This is a genomic window from Chlorobiota bacterium (assembly GCA_016700335.1).
GTDB lineage: Bacteria > Bacteroidota > Ignavibacteria > OLB7 > OLB7.
The window spans coordinates 1623312-1641268 of the sequence record CP065014.1 but is presented as its reverse complement, the minus strand read 5'-3'; the positions used below and the strand labels follow the sequence as shown (position 1 = coordinate 1641268).

Genomic DNA, 17957 nt, shown 5'->3' with positions numbered 1-17957 from the left:
AACAACTGTATGAAATTAAAATTTAATTATATTAAAGATATTAAATTTTATAAGATATTTATAATTTCAATTCTGTTTGTATCAAGTTTTAATAACTCATTTACTCAAGTTGTTAAATTCCCAGATACTCCTTGCGATTCTATAAGTTTTAAGAGATACGAATTAATGAACTTATCAAATTCTCCATTAATCTTAGACCAAATTACTTTTGTAGATAATAAATTTTTTTTCTTGAAAGATGTAATTTTCCCTATAACTTTAGCCCCCGGTGAAGATATTTTCATAAATGTATGTTTTGGACCAAAAAGTAGGGGGAATGTTTCGGATGTTATGGAGTATAAAGATAATATTTCAAAGAAAAGTATAAGAGTTGAAGGAAAGGGAATATCATCTGAAATTACATCTAATCCATCAGTACTAAGTTTTCCAAGAACCAATGTTGGTAATACATCAGCACCGTTAACAACCTTGATTAAAAACATTGGTGAAAGACCAATAACCCTTAATAATTCAAACGTTAAAATATCCGCACCTTATAATTTAATTACTTTATTACCTAAGATATTAAATCCAGGTGATACTACAACATTTTTTATAACATTTTCCCCAAAACTTGCAGGTGTATATTCACAAACAATGGATATTACATCAGGGTGTGGATTACTAAATCCCGTTGGTTTAAATGGTTCAACCGATGTTACTGGAACAGGAGCAATTATTCAAGTAAGTAAGTTGAATTTTAATCCTAGTCAACCTGAAACACTTTTTTGTGGAAAAGATACTTGTACTAAATTTATTGTTCAGAATGTTGGAACTTCAACATTAAAAGTAGATTCTCTTTATTTTATTTCAAATGAAACTCTTGGTTTCTTTATTAATCCAAGAGTACCTACTCCATTTTTTATTCCACCAAATTCAAAAAAAGAAATACCTATTTGTTTTAAAGGTAAAGGTAGTGGATTAATAAATGATTCAATTAGAATTTCAAGTAATTCAAGAAATCCAATTGCTTTTGGCTTGGTATTAGATGAATCAGGAAGTATGAATACACAACTCAATTGTAATACTCAAAGAACAACTAGAATTGAGCAAATGAAATCTCAAGCAAATAATTTTATTAAAAATGCATTAATTAATTTACCTTCTGCTTTTGTTGTTGATGAATTATCAGTTAAGACTTGTTCAATCAGACCAAGAGGTGGATCAAACGTTCAAGATTCTTTAAGAACTCTACAAGCACTAGTTCCAGTAACAAATATTATAAAAACTAATGTTACAAATAGCATTTCTCAGATAACAGCAAATGGTGGAACTTCAACTAGATTAGTTATAAGAAAAATGATAGCTGAACTTTCAAAAAGTAAGTTATTAAAGAAAGTATTAATCGTTATCACAGATGCTTCATCAACGGGTGGATCTGAACCAGAAGACATACAAAAGAATCCAGAAGATGTTATTATAAAGGAAGCTAATGCTGCAGGAGTTATAATATTTCCAATTGGAATTGGTACTGATGATTTTGCAAAAACATCAATGGCTAGAATAGCAAAAGGAACAAAAGGATTGTCTTTTGATGTTAGCGATTGTGGAAATTTACAAACTGCATTTGAAACAATTACAAGCACATTAAGCGAGGGAAGCACAAGTTTAGAACCATTTTCAGTAAAACTTTCTGCACCACAACTTAGTTCAAGCATTATTGAATTCGATTCAGTAGCAATTGGAGATACTTTGTGTAAAAAAATTTTTGTTACTAACGATGGTTTAGGAGATGCTGTAATTGAAAGCTTTAGATTAGCAGATTTAAATGGAGTTTTAACTAATGAATATTTTATAAAGAGTGTAAAAGCTCCAATTGTTATTCAAGAGAAACAACAATATAATTTTGAAATTTGTTTTGCCCCTAATAAAATAAGAATAAGAGACGCAAGGTTGACAATAAAATATAATAGTTGTAATGGTGAAAATTTAGCACCTAAATTATCTGGAATTGGTGTAGCTGAAGTTGGATTGAGTATTTCAGGATTAAGGTTAGTTAAACCTGGAGATATTATTAATGTTCCTGTTTTCTTAGGTTCATCAATTACAAGGTTCGATGTAAAATCTTTAATATTCGGTACTCGATGGAATAAATCTATGCTTCAATTTAATAGAATTATTTCTGGTGTAGCAGGGAGTACTTCAAATTTTACTATCACAAAGCCTAGCTACATTTTGGACAAGTATAGCAATATAGAAATTTCGGCAACTACTAATAAATTTAATCAATCTGGCGAATTAGTTAAATTTGAGTTTTTAGTTTTAAGAGGTGATACTTTGTCAACTCAAATTGAAATAAACTACGGAAAATTTGATGATGGCAACCCAAGGGCTAGGTTATATGATACAGCTGCCTTAGTAGTATATGATTCAACTTGCTTTAGAAATGCAATACCTATATTTGATGTTAAAAATCAAAATGCAAATTATAAAATATCAATTGGTGAAGTAACTCCAAATCCAATAAATGATGGAAAGTCAAAAATTGAAATTGTTGCAGATAAAAAAGGAATGATAAGATATGATATATTTAATATAAATGGAGAGCAAGTATCAGAAACTAAAGCAATATTGATTGAAGAAGGTTCTAACTCTATTGAATTGATAAATAAGCAATTAAGTTCAGGTGTATATTATATAAGGTTCTTAATTACAAATGAAAAGTTTTTAACAAAAAAAATGATTGTAGTAAAAAATTAACAATTCATATTAAAGCAAAATGAAAATAAAATATATAATAATCTTTTTGTTCTTTCTTTTATTGTTAAACACAAGTTTGTTTTCTCAAGGAGGGAATAGAAATGACAATATATTATACCCACAAATACCATTACCATTCTATATTGGAGGTGAAATTGGATATTCTTTTTTACAAGAAGATGTATCATTTGTTGCAGGAGAATCTAATGTACCATGTGTAGATTTTACAACTGGAAAAGCTAATGGAATTACATTAGGAGTTAAAGGATTGATGTATTTATCACCATCAATTTTTGTATCTCCAAGACTTAGATTTGAAGATAGGTCAAGTAAGATAATAAAAGAAATGCCAAATGAAAAAGTAAGGGGAGCTAATAATGAATTAAATGATATATCAACACAATTTGAAGTTAGATCACCTATTTATTCATTGACATTTGATACAAATATTGGGTATGAGATATTAGAATCAGGTGCTTATGTTTTTGGAGGTGGATCTTTGGGATATCTAATGGGTGGAAAATACAATTTATTTCAAGTGATAAAAGATGATCAATTTGTTTATGGTTTAAGCGGTACAAACGAAATTCATTTAGTAAAAGATGGCGAGTTTAAAGAATTCAATCCAATTTCTTTAGATTTAAGGGGAGGTTTAGGATATATGTATGCATTAAATAATAGAATGGTAATAAACCCAGAAGTGTTTTACCATTTTCCTATTCAATCAATTTTGTCAAGTCCATTTTCATTAAAACAATCAGGTATATTTTTTAATTTAGGATTTCAATACAATATCAATATTGATACTTTTGAAGATTAATTTTTTTAGATATTTAATAATTATTAAATGAAATTATTTAAAATAATAATAATAATATTCACTATTTCAAGTAATATATTATTCTCTCAACTTTTTAGTGATAGTATTATCGCAAAAGTAAAAGTTAAAAATTTAAGTAGTTTAAATTCTGAAAAGGATGATTACTCTTCTTTTATTACACCAAATGGAAAATGGTTATATTTCACTAGTTCTAGAGAAAATAATTCTGATATTTATAAATGTCAAATAAATTCAGATTCTATTGATTTACCTCAAAAAGTAAATGATCAAAATGTTAATAGTTCTATTAAAGATGATGGATCATTTACAACTAAAACTTCAAAATTCAGTATGTTATTTGAAGGATTTAATGATTTAAAAAATATAAAATTATCTGATACTGCTTTTGTAGTTAGAAGTAAGAGAACAATTGGATCTGGTGATGCAGATATTTATACATGCAATATAAATGTTGATGGATCTTCAATAGTAAATGTTGTACCTTTTAGTATAATTAATTCAAGTGGCTGGGATTCTCAACCTACAATTTCTGCTGATGGAAATACTATCGTTTTCACTTCAATTAGGAAAATGAAAACTTATGGAGGAATGGATTTATTTATAATAAAAAAGAATTCCGATGGTACTTTTTCAAACCCAGTAAATATTGGCAAACCAATAAATACATCTGGTGATGAATTTTCTCCATTTTTATCGCCTGATGGAAGGACCTTGTATTTCTCGTCAAATGGTCATAAAGGCTTTGGTAAAAGTGATATATATGTCTCTTTTATTGATGATAATGGTGCTTGGACTAAACCAAAAAATCTTGGAAATAAAATAAATACATCTTCAAATGATTGTTTCTTTTATGGAGTTGGTTTAAATAAATTTTACTTTTCTTCTGATAGGGAGGACTCTTCTTCAAAAGGTGGTTTGGATTTATATGAAGGTACAACTAATGTTTTTGCTTCAGGATATACTTTATTAAAACCTATGTGTTTTGATACAGTATTTAATAAACCACTAAATGCTAATTTGAAGTTTTACGAACAAACTACAAATAAATTAATAGCAACTTGTAAATATGATACAACTCAAGATGTAGGTGTTTTGCTTGTTACATACTTTAATTATAGAGTTGAAATGGAATCAAAAGGTTATAGAAAAAGAGAAACTTTAATTTCAAATTTAAAATTTAACGAAACTGAAACTCATAGATTTAATTTTGGTAATCCTCCACCAGAACCACCACCTGCTACTGAAATAATATTTGATCCAAAAGGAACACCAATGTATGCGAGTGGTTATTACAGACCATTAACATTTACTTCATTAGAAGATTTAAGACAAAGACAAAATAAGGGTAATTTAAAAGGTATAACCTACATTGCAGATGTATCAAATAGCGATACTAATAGATATGATTTTTATCGTGAGTATACTAGAAAAATAGAAAAAACATTGGATAGTTTAACTAAAGATCTTTCTGAAAAATACTTTACAAGATATTTAAGGTATTTAGATAGTACAAAAGCAAATGAAAAAATTCAAATTACAGTTGTAGGTTTTGCTGATCCAAGACCAATTAATGGAAGATATATTGAAAATGAAATCAAGTTTCTTGACCTATCAGGTAATGAAGTTACAGTAAAAACAAATGATTCTTTAGATAACTTCAAATTGTCTGGTTTAAGAGCTTATTTTGCTGTTGAAACAATGAAATTAAAGTTCTCTCAATATGGTTCATTTGATAAAAATGTATATAATGAATTAGAGAAAAGGGGAATCATAGAATGGCGTGCAATGAGTGGAAATATAAGTCCAGAAGAAGTAAATAATAATCAAAACAATAATTCACTATTTACATCGCCAGAAACCGATTTAGGCACTAGAAGAAGATTCAAAGTTATTATTCAAAGAAGATTTTTAACTGAATAGTTCTATGAAATTGCAATTGTAAATTGAAAAGGGCATGAAGTATATAATACTTTTTAGCTCTTTTTTTTAACAATTAATTTTACTTTACAATAGCTAATTTATCTATAATTTCAAAACTCTCACCCTTAACATTTTCAATTGTTAGTTTGTAAAGATAAACTCCATTTGCAATTTTATCTCCATCAAAGTCTTCTGAATTCCACTCAACTTTATTAAAACCAATTTTTAATTGATTTGGATTTAAAATTATTTCTTTAATTTTTTTTCCGGATATAGTGTAAATTTTAATATTACCTTTTTCTGGAACTGTTTCACTACCTATAATATAAGTGAAATCAGTTTTAGTTGAAAATGGATTTGGAAAATTTACAACATTTACAACTTTAAGTTCAGATGAAACATAAAAATCCAGGAAGCCTCTATTTGGAATTGTGTCTGAGTTTCCAGTAGCATCTGTAATAAAAAATTTTAGCTCGTGTAATCCAGATTGTAAATCATTTTCGGGTTTAAAGATCAAACTTGCTTTATAATTGCCAAGGTAAATTGGTTTGTAATAAGCTCCTTTTGAATCTGTTTTTATTATATCATTATCAAAAATTAATTTCAAAGATGTTGAATCATTAATAGTAAGATTTGAGTTATCATTTATTTTAAATTCAAATTTTGATTTAGGAGATACAAAATCTCCATTCATTAATCTATTTCCATCTGCATAAATTTCTACTAATGGAACATCTTTATCTAAATTAGATTTTAAAGTAGCAGATAATCGGTTATTTAATCTATAATTTTCTGAAGGATTATCTTTACTATTAGCTTCAACAATATAACTTCTATAACCTGAATATTTATTAGTCAGAATCTTGAAAATGCTAACAACACTGTCTAATGGTTTTATTGAATCATTAAATGTTGAATCAAATATTATATTGTTTTCACCAGCTTCTTTTAAAATTGATGATACTTTATAAGAAATAATATTTGATGATAAATTAATTAGAGTTGAATTCAATATTGCTGTATCTCCTTGAAGTAAAGAATCTTTTACAAACCTAAAAGTTGATGGTCGTAGCGCTAACTCAGGTGAAGGTTTATAAGAAATCTGAAAACTTTTTAATCTAACTAATGAATCATTTGGAAACTGTATTACAGCTTCAATTCTTGGATAATCAATTACGTTTATGCTTGATAAATCATTTTTTAACATCAAATCAGTTCTAAACAATTCATCTTTAATCCCATTTCTTTTTACTCCATTAATAATCAATTTAGCATTTGAACTTCCAAAATAATCTGCAATCAATTCATTCCATTTAGTGGCATTACCAATAATTGGGGTTGTTAATTTACCACTTTGAGAAGGGAGTGATAGAGAGTAATTTTGTCGACTTATAAAAGGTGGTTCAAAGCCTAAGTTCTTCAAAGAATCAGCATTAATTATATTTTCAATTGAATTAAATCCAGATTTTTTACTACCAATCAAACAATAAGAGTCAAAAGTTTTTATTGTAGATGCATTTTTACTTCCAATAGAATTTAAAGTATTTATTAACTCAGTTCTAATAGATTTTGAACCACTTTCAAGTGAATCAAATGAAACTCCGTTAGCACATAATAAAACTATATCTTCAATTTTAACAGAATCTTTTATAAAATTTATAAAACTTTTTGCTTTACCTTGATAAAAAGCAAAACTAGTATCAAATTTTGGATGAGATGAGTTTTTTTCTAAAACTAAAACATTCAAACCATCTCGGTTTATTGGTCTAAATTCTTTGCCTCCAATAATCATAGAAATCCTTTTTTGCAAAATCTCATTTCCATTATTATAAAATGATTGACCAATTGAAAACAATTGAATATCAACATTTAATGATCCTGGTCCTATGCCATTTGAATATCTTACCAAATCATTTACATTGCTCTTAGAAAGTTGTAAAGAATCTGATTGAATAAAATTAATATCGCTTTGTTTATCAGTTTGAATAGTAAATGTTTCAATTAAAGGATATTGATTTGCTGTTGAAGTATCTCCACTTGATGAAATTGCTTTCCACCAAAATTGTTTTTTTGATCTAAGAAATTCAGGAATTGAAAAAGTCCATTCAGTAGTTAATTCATTTTCATTTACAACTCCAGTAACTTTATTATTTAATGAAAAATTAGAATTAAATAAATTAGTTGTATCTACCCAAATTGTGGATCCAGAACCACTTGGTGGATTTATCAAACGAATTTTGATATTATCATAACCAGTTATTACACCGAATGGAATTGGCTCAAGTGGTATAGGTTGATTTCCAATAATTTTAAATGAAAAAGTAACTGAGTTGTCCTGAAGGTATTCTTCTTTCACTTTTCTTTCAGGATCAACAATAACATTAAACTTATATTCTTCTGCAGATTTACTAATTGGATACTTGAAAGAAAAAAGATAAGTTCTGTTTAAATATTTTACAGTATCAACAAGTTTTATCTCATCACCCTTTGAATTAGTTAATGTAGCAATTAAAGTTATAGAAGTGTCACTGTTAATCACAGGCATTCCATAATTTCTTAACTCACCTTGTAAAATTAAGATACTATCAAGAGGAGTAGGGGAATCTCCTTCAGGATTGATAGCTTTAATTCTATCTGGAGGTATAGAAAGCTCTGAAGTGTTTCTTGTTGCAATTTTCATTGAAGGATCTCCCATCAATGAATGACAAAGTAAATGATTCTTAAATAACTGATAATAATTTAAACTTGAATTATCTTTTTCACCATATAAGGATTTAATATTTTTCATAAATTGGATATTTTGATTTTGTAAAAATATGTCCAAGATACCTATCCAATGGAATTGAACAAATGTATTCATAAAAATTTCTTTTTAAATCATTATCAACAACTGTATAAGAATAACTTGTGTTTCCAATAGCAGCAATAGCTCCTTTATTTGCAATTTTAATCATTCTTTCTGTTCTTGAATCTACAACAGGATCTGAAAAATCACCAGTTTGACATGAAAAACTTGAAACAATAAAATATTTATTTACATTATTAAAATCCTCAGCATTTCCAAAATCTAAATCAATATTATTAATTGATCCATGTCCACTAAAACTCCAATGTAAACAACCTTTATTGACTTCATCCCGTACCCAATATCCATCTGTAGTTGTTGGGAACTGCAAAATTGGATCTTTTTCAGTACGAAAAACAAATGCAGTATCACCTTGATAATTATTGTTTAGAACAAGCTCTGCAAGATTCTTATCTCTACTTCTTTCATCAGATACTTGCTTCTCAGAAGTACCTCCAGCAACAAATAAATATCTTTTATTCCACCATGCAGGTGGAAGTGTATCATATTCAATCAGTTTACTTACAATAGCTTCTGCTTCAATTACATTATCAACTGGAAGCCTCCCAACAAAGTAATTTGGAGTGAAGTTGATTGAATCTTCTAGAGCAACTGAATATAGATAATCTGAAACGGGTCTTCCATTTGATGGAACAAAATCTGTTTTTACTGAATTAGGTAAACTCATTGAAACATCCCATGAAGCATCTCCAAACAATAATAAATAAGCAGGTTTGGGTGATTGATAATTTTTAAAAATATAATCAGTATATTTTCTAATAGCAATGTTTGATTTAATTCCAAAATTAAATTCATTATAAATATCTTGAACGTTTATAACTAAAGTTTTTATACCATTGATTGTTGTTCTATAATTAGCTAATTTAATGGCACTTTCAATGAAATTACTATGGGAAATTATAATCATATCCGCTTGTCTAGGTTCTAATAAGATATCCTTTTTAGAATACAAAAATTTAGGTTTTATTATTTTACTAATATTAAATGAACTACTACTGATACTATCTAAATTGAGTACTCCTAAAAAGGAATTACCTAATTTGTTTTCAAAAAATATTTTCTTACCTAACCCTTGATTACTATCTTCTATTGTAGAAAAATATTCTTGAGATGTTGAAATATCTCCTATTTTAACTCCATAAATCCATGAGCATACAAAGTCATCTACTTTTGGATCTATCAATTTAGTTACTCCAATCCTTTGAAATTGATTCTTTAAAACTGACTTAGCAAATCTCCCAGACCCAACCGAAGTACCTAAAATTAAATAATTACTATCCTGTGAAGATTTAATGAAATCTGAGCATCTAAGTGCTTCATTATTTGCATTAGAGCCATACAAATCAAATCTATCGGTCCTTAATATAGAACCATCAAATCCATTAATCTCTATTGCCATAATACCTAATTGATAGGGTAATGATGAAATTGTTGTGTCTTTGCTTTGAAAAACAAAACCAGGTAATTGTCTATCATCACCTACCATTTGTCTTGATGTAATATTGTAATGGGAACCTCTTTTTATATCTTTAACCTCAATTTTTTCTTTTTCTGAAAAAACAATATTAGATTCTTGAGTATCTAAAAAAAGTGGAATTTTAATTGAATTTTTATTTTCAGTTAAATATAATTTATTACTATTATTTACTCCACTAAATTTACCATTTAATTCAAGGTAATCAAAATATAGTTCATTATTTATATCACTTAAAGTATCATCAATTAATATTAATAATGTATTTTTTCCTTGTATGAAATAATTTTGATCTGCATAAAATTCAATCAAAGTATCAGAATAAATATTAATATGAAATCTATCCTTAAAATTTTTACCATTTAATCTAAAAGTTAAATTATGTGATTGTCTAAGCGAATTTCCTAAAAGTCTTGTACTTATTTTAATTTTTTGATTGTTGGCAAAAGAAGGGTAACATTCAAATGGAATGGTAAAAATCACATCACCAGGTTTACTAAATTTACCCCAGTAATACCTTTCACCTTTAACTCTGTTATTGTTATGAATTGTTCTAACATCCCCACCTTCATTTATGTTTAATGTATGACCTAAGAATGAAATGTTATTCTTTTCAAAATGAAGGGTTGTATCTTGATATTCAATTGGTTTAAAGATTAAATTAGATTGAGATACTAATTTAATATTTTTAATATTCTTTAATCCGCCATTCCAAGTTAAGATATATGCATTTGTATCTGTAATATCACTGTAATATAAGCTGTCATTATCATTATTTCTTGAACCATAAAATTCAATCTCGTCGTTTAAATCAAATGAATTATTTGAATCTTTATCTACAATGTAAAAAGGAATTAGCTTTTCTTTATTCTTGATTCTAATCTCAGAAAATAATTTTCCAATTATATTATTTGCACCTAAATCTATGGCATCTTTCCCAGATATATTGTAAATTCCATCATTAGGAGTTAACATAATAATAGATTCTCCTATTCCAAAATTTTCTATTTTAGATTGCAAGTTATTGTTAGACAAAGACTCTAGTTGCCATGATTTTGAAATCTTATAATTCATTACAAAAGAAGAAAAAAACTCTTCAACAGATTTACTTTCTTCAATCAAAGAATATTTATTTTTTGATTGAACTAAATCCCAACTTAATTTAATTATTCCTGAATTCATATTAAGAATTCCAGATTCAAAATATTTATAGGGGTTTAACTTTACTGATACCAATCTGATTCCTCTTTGTAAATAAGGTTTTGCAACAATCAATATTTTGTTATCAATATTAAACTTATGTTTTAAGTAAATTGTATCAATATTAGATTTTATTAATTCAGCATTAATATTAATAGCATTTAATGGAATACAAAATGTAAAGTTTAAATTATTTAAGGTGTTAGAATCAATTTTAAATGTTGAATTTAATGGAGCATTATTATCCAAATAAAAAAGTGATTTATCATTTTTTATAACTGAATGAAAATTTTTAAATGAAAAAATAATTGAATTATCACTTTGATTTTCAATCAATGAATAAAAATTTTCTTTAGCATTAGAAAAAGTATTAATTACAGAAAATAGAATTCCGAGTATTAATAACTTTAAAATTGGAGTTTTAATTATAATCATAAAAGTCGAATATCACAATATTTTATAGATAAATAAAGTCAAAAAAAAATCCCTTAATTTATAACATGTAAAGAGGTTCTGTTTTTAGACTAGTAATTAATCTTGGTAAGTAAGAAGTACAAATTAATACAAATGGGAATAAAAATTCTAATTTATCGGATTGAGTTGGAATAACAAAACCAGCAGGAATAAGAGCTAAGGTTGCTGATGCAAACCATAAAGCTAAAAATCTTAGAAATGGTGAATTTGCAGCTTTTATAGATTGTAAGTGCAATTTAACTATTACAATTAAAAAAAATAACCAAGCAATCAATCCACATATACCTGCTCTGTAAAGCATATACAAATATGTATTGTGTGGCATTAATGAAGAAACATTTTCAAATGTAATGTTTGTATAATTTTTAGATTGAGTACCCATAGGGTAGCCAGTTAAAGGCTTTTCCTTTACCATTTGCCAAACATTATATACTTCAATTAGCCTATATGCTGTTGATCCTTCAGTTGAAGGATCGGTTAAATTTGTTATTCTTAATTCTAAATCTTTAGGATTAATAAAAGTTACTGCTACAAATGCAGATCCAATCAAAATTAATGTAATAATTGATAAAATTCTTTTTACTTCTCTTTTGGGTAATGTAAACATTAATAATATCATTGAAATTAAAATACTTAACATAAAAGATCTTCTAATTGAATTAATAAAAGTAAATAATGTCATTGGGAGACTAATAAAGAAAGCATATCTTAAATAGGAGTATTCTCTATCATCTTTCGGTTTTACTACAAAAGCAAAAACAGCACCCGATATCATTATACTTTGTAATAGAGCATCTCGCCAACCAGTTAATAAGCCCCATTTTATCCCAATAGTAAAAAATACAGACATACCTTCAATCGATTTATAAAGTCCGCTAAAAAATAAAATCCAAGCCATAATTTTTAGATCTGAAGGTTTAAAAATGAATGACCAAACATAAAACATTAACAAAAAAACTGGCATACCAGTAATTTCATATGGAATTCTAAATCTATTCTCAATTATAAACATTGAAATTAATGGGTACATAACCATTATAACCCAAAGAATTACATTTTGTTTGTGAAATGGAGGTTTTTCAATTTCATAATTTTTGGTTAAAGATCTTGAAATAAAAGTAAAAATTAAAGCAGAAATTATTGCTATGTGATTAGGATTTAATTGACCAAAAAAATTCTCTAAAGGGTAATAAGTTAAAGGCGAATCATTCCCAATTCTAGCACCATAACAAAGTGCAAACCAAGTAAGGAATAATGATATTATCCTTAAAGGGTCATTTATACTCTCTTTTAATAAGCTATTAGATGATTTATATTCGTTCAAAATCTAAAAATTAATTATACAAAATCAATAACATTATTCATAACTTTCAGAATCATTTGGGAAATCACCAGATACAATATCTTTTATATATTCTTTAGTTGCTTTAACAGTTCTTTCTGAAAAGTTATCATATCTTCTTACAAATCTTGGTGAAAAATCAACAGTTAACCCTAGCATATCAGCATAAACAAGAATTTGTCCATCGCAGTGTTTACCAGCACCTATACCAATAGTTGGGATTGTTAATGATTCAGTAATAATTTTGGCAAGTGATGAAGGAATTTTTTCAAGAACAATTGCAAATGCTCCTGCATGTTGCAAAGCCATTGCATCACTAAGAATTTTTGTAGCTTCTTCCTCAGTTTTACCTCTTGGTTGATATCCACCATATTGAAAAATTGATTGAGGTTGTAATCCTAAATGACCCATAACTGGTATTCCAGAAGATGTCATTCTTCTTACCGCTTCAGCAAATTCAATACCACCTTCTAATTTAACAGCACCAGATGAAGTCTCTTTCATTATTCTTCCAGCATTCCTAAATGCTTCGTCGTGATGAACTTGATAACTCATAAAAGGCATATCAGTTACAATCATAGATCTTTCAACGGCTCTAGTAACAGCTTTGGTATGGTAAATCATTTCATCTAAAGTAACAGGTAGTGTTGAATCATGACCTTGAACAACATTCGCTAATGAGTCACCAACAAGTATAATATCAATTCCAGCTCTATCCAATAATTTTGCTATTGTTGCATCATAGGCTGTGAGAGCAGAAATTTTCTTACCCTCTTTTTTCATGGTGCCTAATACTCTAGTTGTAATTCTTCTAGTTTCGTTCATTAAAATATTGTATGTTCTAATTAAAGTTGAATCAAATTATTATAAATTTTTACAGAAAATAATATTTATAATATATCTCAAATTATTTTCACAAATTAAAATAAATAATATTCATTTTAAATTTCTAGTTCTAAGTAAATTAAAATGATTTTTATCAAAAATAAATAAATAAATTATATGATATATGAACAACAAAATGTTAAAAATAATCACAATTTTGGGTCAATAATATGGTGGACTTTAATTAGAGTAGTTTTCGTAATTATTGTAATGTGGTTATTATTAGATAGATTCAATGAGTATTCTCAATGGTGGGCAATAACTATTGGGGCTATTGCAGCAATTGGAATTTATCCTGCACAAATTCAATATCAAAAATTTAAAGAAGATAGTAAACAAATTATTGAAGAGTCACTTTGTACTTCATGTAGGTGGTTTGATCCAGAACAATTATTATGCAAAAAACTTGACCTTCATGTTTCTGAGAATATAATTCCTTGTGAAGGAGAAGGTTGGGAACCTTTTACTTATGAAGATACTTTGTAGTTGTTTTATTTAGTTAAATATTTTGTGTTTAAAATTCTAATTTATTTAGATTTTTTTTTCTTGATTTCTAATTCAATTGGATTTACTTTTTCACTGTTTTTTTTCCAATAATCATTAAGTTGTTTAATTCTAAAAACTGAATTGTTCATTCTTTTAACTGCACCTATTGCATTATTTTTGGCAGGAATACTTTTTAAATCAAATAATAACTTATAAAAAATTTCACTTTTAATTCCAGTTGGATTCAATGTTAGATTATCTATTATAAAATCCGATAAATCATCAACCCCTCTTTTTTGAAAAGCAGTTAAAAACTGATACCTAACTATTTGGTTGGTATCTTCAATCAAATATAAAATAGATTTCAATTCTTGTCTATTAGCTGATTTTAAATAAGCTCTTAAAGCATAAGCACGAACAATTGGAATAGTATCTTTTATGGTTTCCAATAATTGATCTTTAACTTTTGAAGTATTTAACTTCATTAATGCTTCACCACAAGTTGCTCTTAATCTCCAATTACTTGAACTATCAACCATTCTATCTGCAATAATTTCAGCAGCAGTATCATTTTTAATCTCACCTAGAATATAAACTGCTCTACCAATCCTAGATTTTTCACCTCTTTTAACAGTATCAATTAAAGCTTTTAAAGCAATAACACCCATTTTAGGTAAAACTAAACTTATCATCAATGCTTCACGTGGTTGTTCAGTATTTAAACTATTTAATAAATAAGGTAAAGATTCGTTCTGCAAAGAAACTAATTTTTTTCTAGCAGGTTCAACAAGATATTGATATTTCTGAGGTGCTGCTGAAGCTTGAATAAACAAAGTTGGTATATCTGATGATAATTCTTTTAAAACTTCTTCATTTGATTTTTCAATCTTTTTTTCTACTGATGGAGGTGCAGTTGATGGTCTTAAATTTTCACCATCATATCCAACACCATAATAACTACCATTCCATAGTGAATCATTTTTTCCTCTAACAGAACCATAAAAATCTTTACCTTCTAAATCTAAAAATATTCCAATCATCCCATAATCTCTTCTAAAATCACTAAATCCCATAGTATTATCATTTCGAGCTAAGTAGCCATCATTCCCACCAGCATCTAAAAAAAATGAAATAGCATTTGCATTACCACCACCTAAGGATAAACTTTCAACAACATAGTTATCATCACCTTTTGCATCGTATAATCCACCAAAACCTATATCATGACCACATCCTTGAGAAACACCATGTGAGAAATAATTATCGTTACCAGAAGTATCAATTAGAACTCCAAATGCAAGGTGAATTCCTGCACCTTGAGCATATTGAAAAGCTGAATAACTATCATTTCCTTTTTGATCGATTATACCTCCTAAGCCATACCAGTACCCAACTCCTTGACCATAAATATCTGCTTGATATAAGTCATTACCAGAATAATCACAAATGAATCCATACCCACCTGAAGCCACAGGTCTGTAACCCAATGCAGCCCCTTGACAGAATGTTTCAAAATGATCATCATACCTTAAAAAATCTGTATAAGGTGAATTAGCTATATATTGATCATTTCCTTCACCTTCTAAAATTGCCCCAAAGCCTCTAGTAAAACCAAATCCTTGAGATTGTAAATGCGCATTATAACTATCATTACCTTTAGCATCAATTAACAATCCTACTCCAAATAAACCAGTTCCTTCAACACATGTACCACCTGAATAATGATCATTTCCTTCTCCATCGTAAAGAACATTGGTTGAAAAGAATCCACAACCAAGTGAGAAATTTTTTGCAGAATAATTATCATTCCCTTTCATATCAATTAAAGTGGAATTACCAAAAACCGATCCTCCAAAAGAGTAATCACCACCAATATAATTATCATCTCCATTAAAATCAACTATCAAATTAGTAGGATGGTTATAAGATTGATTTTTTGTTTTATCTGTCATTTTATATATATCATTTCCAGCTACATCAATTATACAAAAATATTCCCCAGTATATGTATCATCACCTTTACCTCCAATTGCAACTCTACCAAATTTAGTATCCCAAACGTGGGTATGAATTTCAGAAGATAAATTAGTTATTTCAACAGCCATATTTTTAGCTACATCAAATGAGGATAAATACAATAAAGTTCCAGTTTCATTTAACAATCCATAATCTAATCCTTGTGCATCTTCTCCAAAAAATTTTTTAGCTTTTATTAAAGAAATTCTTTCAGATAATCTATCATTAATCAAGTCATCTCCATTATCATTTTCTGAATGTATGAGTAATGAATCACAATAATTTAGTACACGTTTTAACTTTTCTTCATCCAATAAAAATCTATTTTTATCAGTTTGTAAATCAACATAAATTGCTAAAACTAAAAATTTTCTAAGTAAAAATTGTTCTGCAAAATTTAATGTATTTAAATCAATACCAGTAGCCGACTTGATTTTATCATTAGTAAGTATAGGCCGTTCAGGAGAAAAATTATCACTGTTATCTAATAAAGAAGCAGTTAAAAGAAAAAAGGGAAGAGGATCTTTAATTCCATATTTTCCAGAATTAGCAACACTATCAGATAAGGTAAATGCTGATAATGGATTGCTAAAAAGGTTTTTTATATTTTTTAATCTATGTAAATCATTGCCAGTAGCGTCCCACCTCATTGTTAAATCATTACGAGTCATTAAAATAGAAGATAAAGCACTATCAAGTGGTTTATAACAATATTCTGGGAAATAATTCTTTTGAAATTGAGAAAAAACGACATCTGAAATAAATAACTGAAAACAAATAATTAAAGCAAAAAATTTAATTATTTTATTTATTCTTTTTAAGTAATTGGTTTTGAACATTTATTATTTTTTAAAAAATTCTAATGTTTGATTTATAGCAGAATCTAAAGAAATATTTGATCCTGAAAAGGGATGAACTGCACCAAAAGTATGACCAGTATTTGGGATAATTTTTAAAATTGTATTTGCCTTTATAGATGAATTGTATAATTGATGAGCTTCTTTTAAGTTTACAGCTATATCCTGTTCACCATGAATAAATATTATTTTACTATTAATATTTTGTAAATTTTTTAAAATATTTAAACTTTCAGAATTTTGTTCTAGATCATTAAGTAATTCAATACCTAACTCCATAATTTGACCAGTTCTCATATTCTTAGTTTTGAACACTCCAGTCTCCCGCCAAGTTTGTTTTTGTCTTTCTGAATATCTTTCAAATGTACTTACTCCACCCCAGATAGCAATTTTTTTAATATTAGTAACTCTAGAAGTTGCTAAAATAACAATTCCTCCTCCACGTGAATGACCAACTAAATTTATATTATTTGGATCGTAATTTTGTTGAGATCCTATTTTGTTTGTAAGAAATAAATTCACAATAAAAAGCAACTCTTCGATTTCTAAAGAAAATGTATTTTTTTTGAATTTATCTAATTGAGTAAAATCAGTTTCATGACCATTAATACCATTATGAGAGAAATTAAATGAAACTACAAAATAATTTTCTAAACAAAATTTATCACAAATATAATGCATAGAACCCCAATCTTTAAAACCTTTAAAACCATGAACTACGATAACAACTGGTTTTTTTAAACTATTATCAACATACTTAATATCACAATTTAGGACATTATTATCTGAAGTTACAAACGTAAGTTTATTATGAGTGATTTCCAATTATCGAAAATTAATTGTTTAAAAATATGATT

General features: G+C 27.4%; 10 protein-coding genes. 4 read left to right on the top strand and 6 right to left on the bottom strand.

Translation table 11 applies throughout. From position 1 onward, the window contains the following. Positions 1-9: 9 nt before the first annotated feature. The 3 genes from IPP08_06700 to IPP08_06690 are packed head-to-tail and all read left to right on the top strand — an operon-like array spanning position 10 to position 5500. On the top strand, positions 10-2739 hold the full coding sequence (locus tag IPP08_06700; GenBank protein ID QQS65477.1) for a choice-of-anchor D domain-containing protein: 2730 nt from the start codon (positions 10-12) through the stop codon (positions 2737-2739). Positions 2740-2785: 46 nt separating this feature from the next. Then, positions 2786-3559, top strand: coding sequence for a hypothetical protein (locus IPP08_06695; protein QQS65476.1), 774 nt, complete (start codon positions 2786-2788; stop codon positions 3557-3559). 27 nt (positions 3560-3586) lie between these two features. Further along, complete coding sequence (locus tag IPP08_06690; GenBank protein ID QQS65475.1) at positions 3587-5500, top strand: PD40 domain-containing protein; 1914 nt, start codon at positions 3587-3589, stop codon at positions 5498-5500. A gap of 79 nt (positions 5501-5579) precedes the next feature. On the opposite strand, the gene IPP08_06685 is transcribed toward IPP08_06690, so the two are convergent. From IPP08_06685 to panB, 4 genes are read right to left on the bottom strand one after another with little or no spacing between them, the layout of a single operon-like run. Further along, entirely contained in the window at positions 5580-8288 is a 2709-nt protein-coding gene (locus IPP08_06685) for a T9SS type A sorting domain-containing protein (protein QQS65474.1), read from the bottom strand. Next, entirely contained in the window at positions 8275-11475 is a 3201-nt protein-coding gene (locus IPP08_06680) for a hypothetical protein (GenBank protein QQS65473.1), read from the bottom strand. The genes IPP08_06685 and IPP08_06680 overlap by 14 nt, the downstream gene beginning before the upstream one ends. A gap of 58 nt (positions 11476-11533) precedes the next feature. Beyond that, positions 11534-12838 (bottom strand): O-antigen ligase family protein, encoded by a 1305-nt coding sequence (locus tag IPP08_06675; GenBank protein QQS65472.1) that lies wholly within the window; start codon positions 12836-12838, stop codon positions 11534-11536. Between the two features lie 33 nt (positions 12839-12871). Next, positions 12872-13681: a 3-methyl-2-oxobutanoate hydroxymethyltransferase gene (gene panB, locus IPP08_06670; protein ID QQS65471.1), complete on the bottom strand. Its 810-nt coding sequence runs from the start codon at positions 13679-13681 to the stop codon at positions 12872-12874. A 177-nt stretch (positions 13682-13858) separates the two neighbouring features. Here panB and IPP08_06665 point away from each other — a divergent pair, with 177 nt between their 5' ends. Further along, entirely contained in the window at positions 13859-14227 is a 369-nt protein-coding gene (locus tag IPP08_06665) for a hypothetical protein (GenBank protein ID QQS65470.1), read from the top strand. Positions 14228-14268: 41 nt separating this feature from the next. Here IPP08_06665 and IPP08_06660 read toward each other — a convergent pair whose 3' ends face one another. Then, the gene (locus IPP08_06660; GenBank protein ID QQS65469.1) at positions 14269-17082 is read right to left on the bottom strand and encodes a hypothetical protein; all 2814 of its coding nucleotides are present in this window, start codon (positions 17080-17082) and stop codon (positions 14269-14271) included. 3 nt (positions 17083-17085) lie between these two features. Further along, entirely contained in the window at positions 17086-17925 is an 840-nt protein-coding gene (locus tag IPP08_06655) for a dienelactone hydrolase family protein (GenBank protein ID QQS65468.1), read from the bottom strand. Positions 17926-17957 lie beyond the last annotated feature (32 nt).

What these genes read in the sequence shown, in the direction of transcription:
- IPP08_06700 (QQS65477.1), top strand. Translation starts at nt 10, where the DNA reads ATGAAATTAAAATTTAATTATATTAAAGATATTAAATTTTATAAGATA.
- IPP08_06690 (QQS65475.1), top strand. Translation starts at nt 3,587, where the DNA reads ATGAAATTATTTAAAATAATAATAATAATATTCACTATTTCAAGTAAT.
- IPP08_06685 (QQS65474.1), bottom strand. Translation starts at nt 8,288, where the DNA reads ATGAAAAATATTAAATCCTTATATGGTGAAAAAGATAATTCAAGTTTA.
- IPP08_06680 (QQS65473.1), bottom strand. Translation starts at nt 11,475, where the DNA reads ATGATTATAATTAAAACTCCAATTTTAAAGTTATTAATACTCGGAATT.
- panB (QQS65471.1), bottom strand. Translation starts at nt 13,681, where the DNA reads ATGAACGAAACTAGAAGAATTACAACTAGAGTATTAGGCACCATGAAA.
- IPP08_06665 (QQS65470.1), top strand. Translation starts at nt 13,859, where the DNA reads ATGATATATGAACAACAAAATGTTAAAAATAATCACAATTTTGGGTCA.
- IPP08_06660 (QQS65469.1), bottom strand. Translation starts at nt 17,082, where the DNA reads ATGTTCAAAACCAATTACTTAAAAAGAATAAATAAAATAATTAAATTT.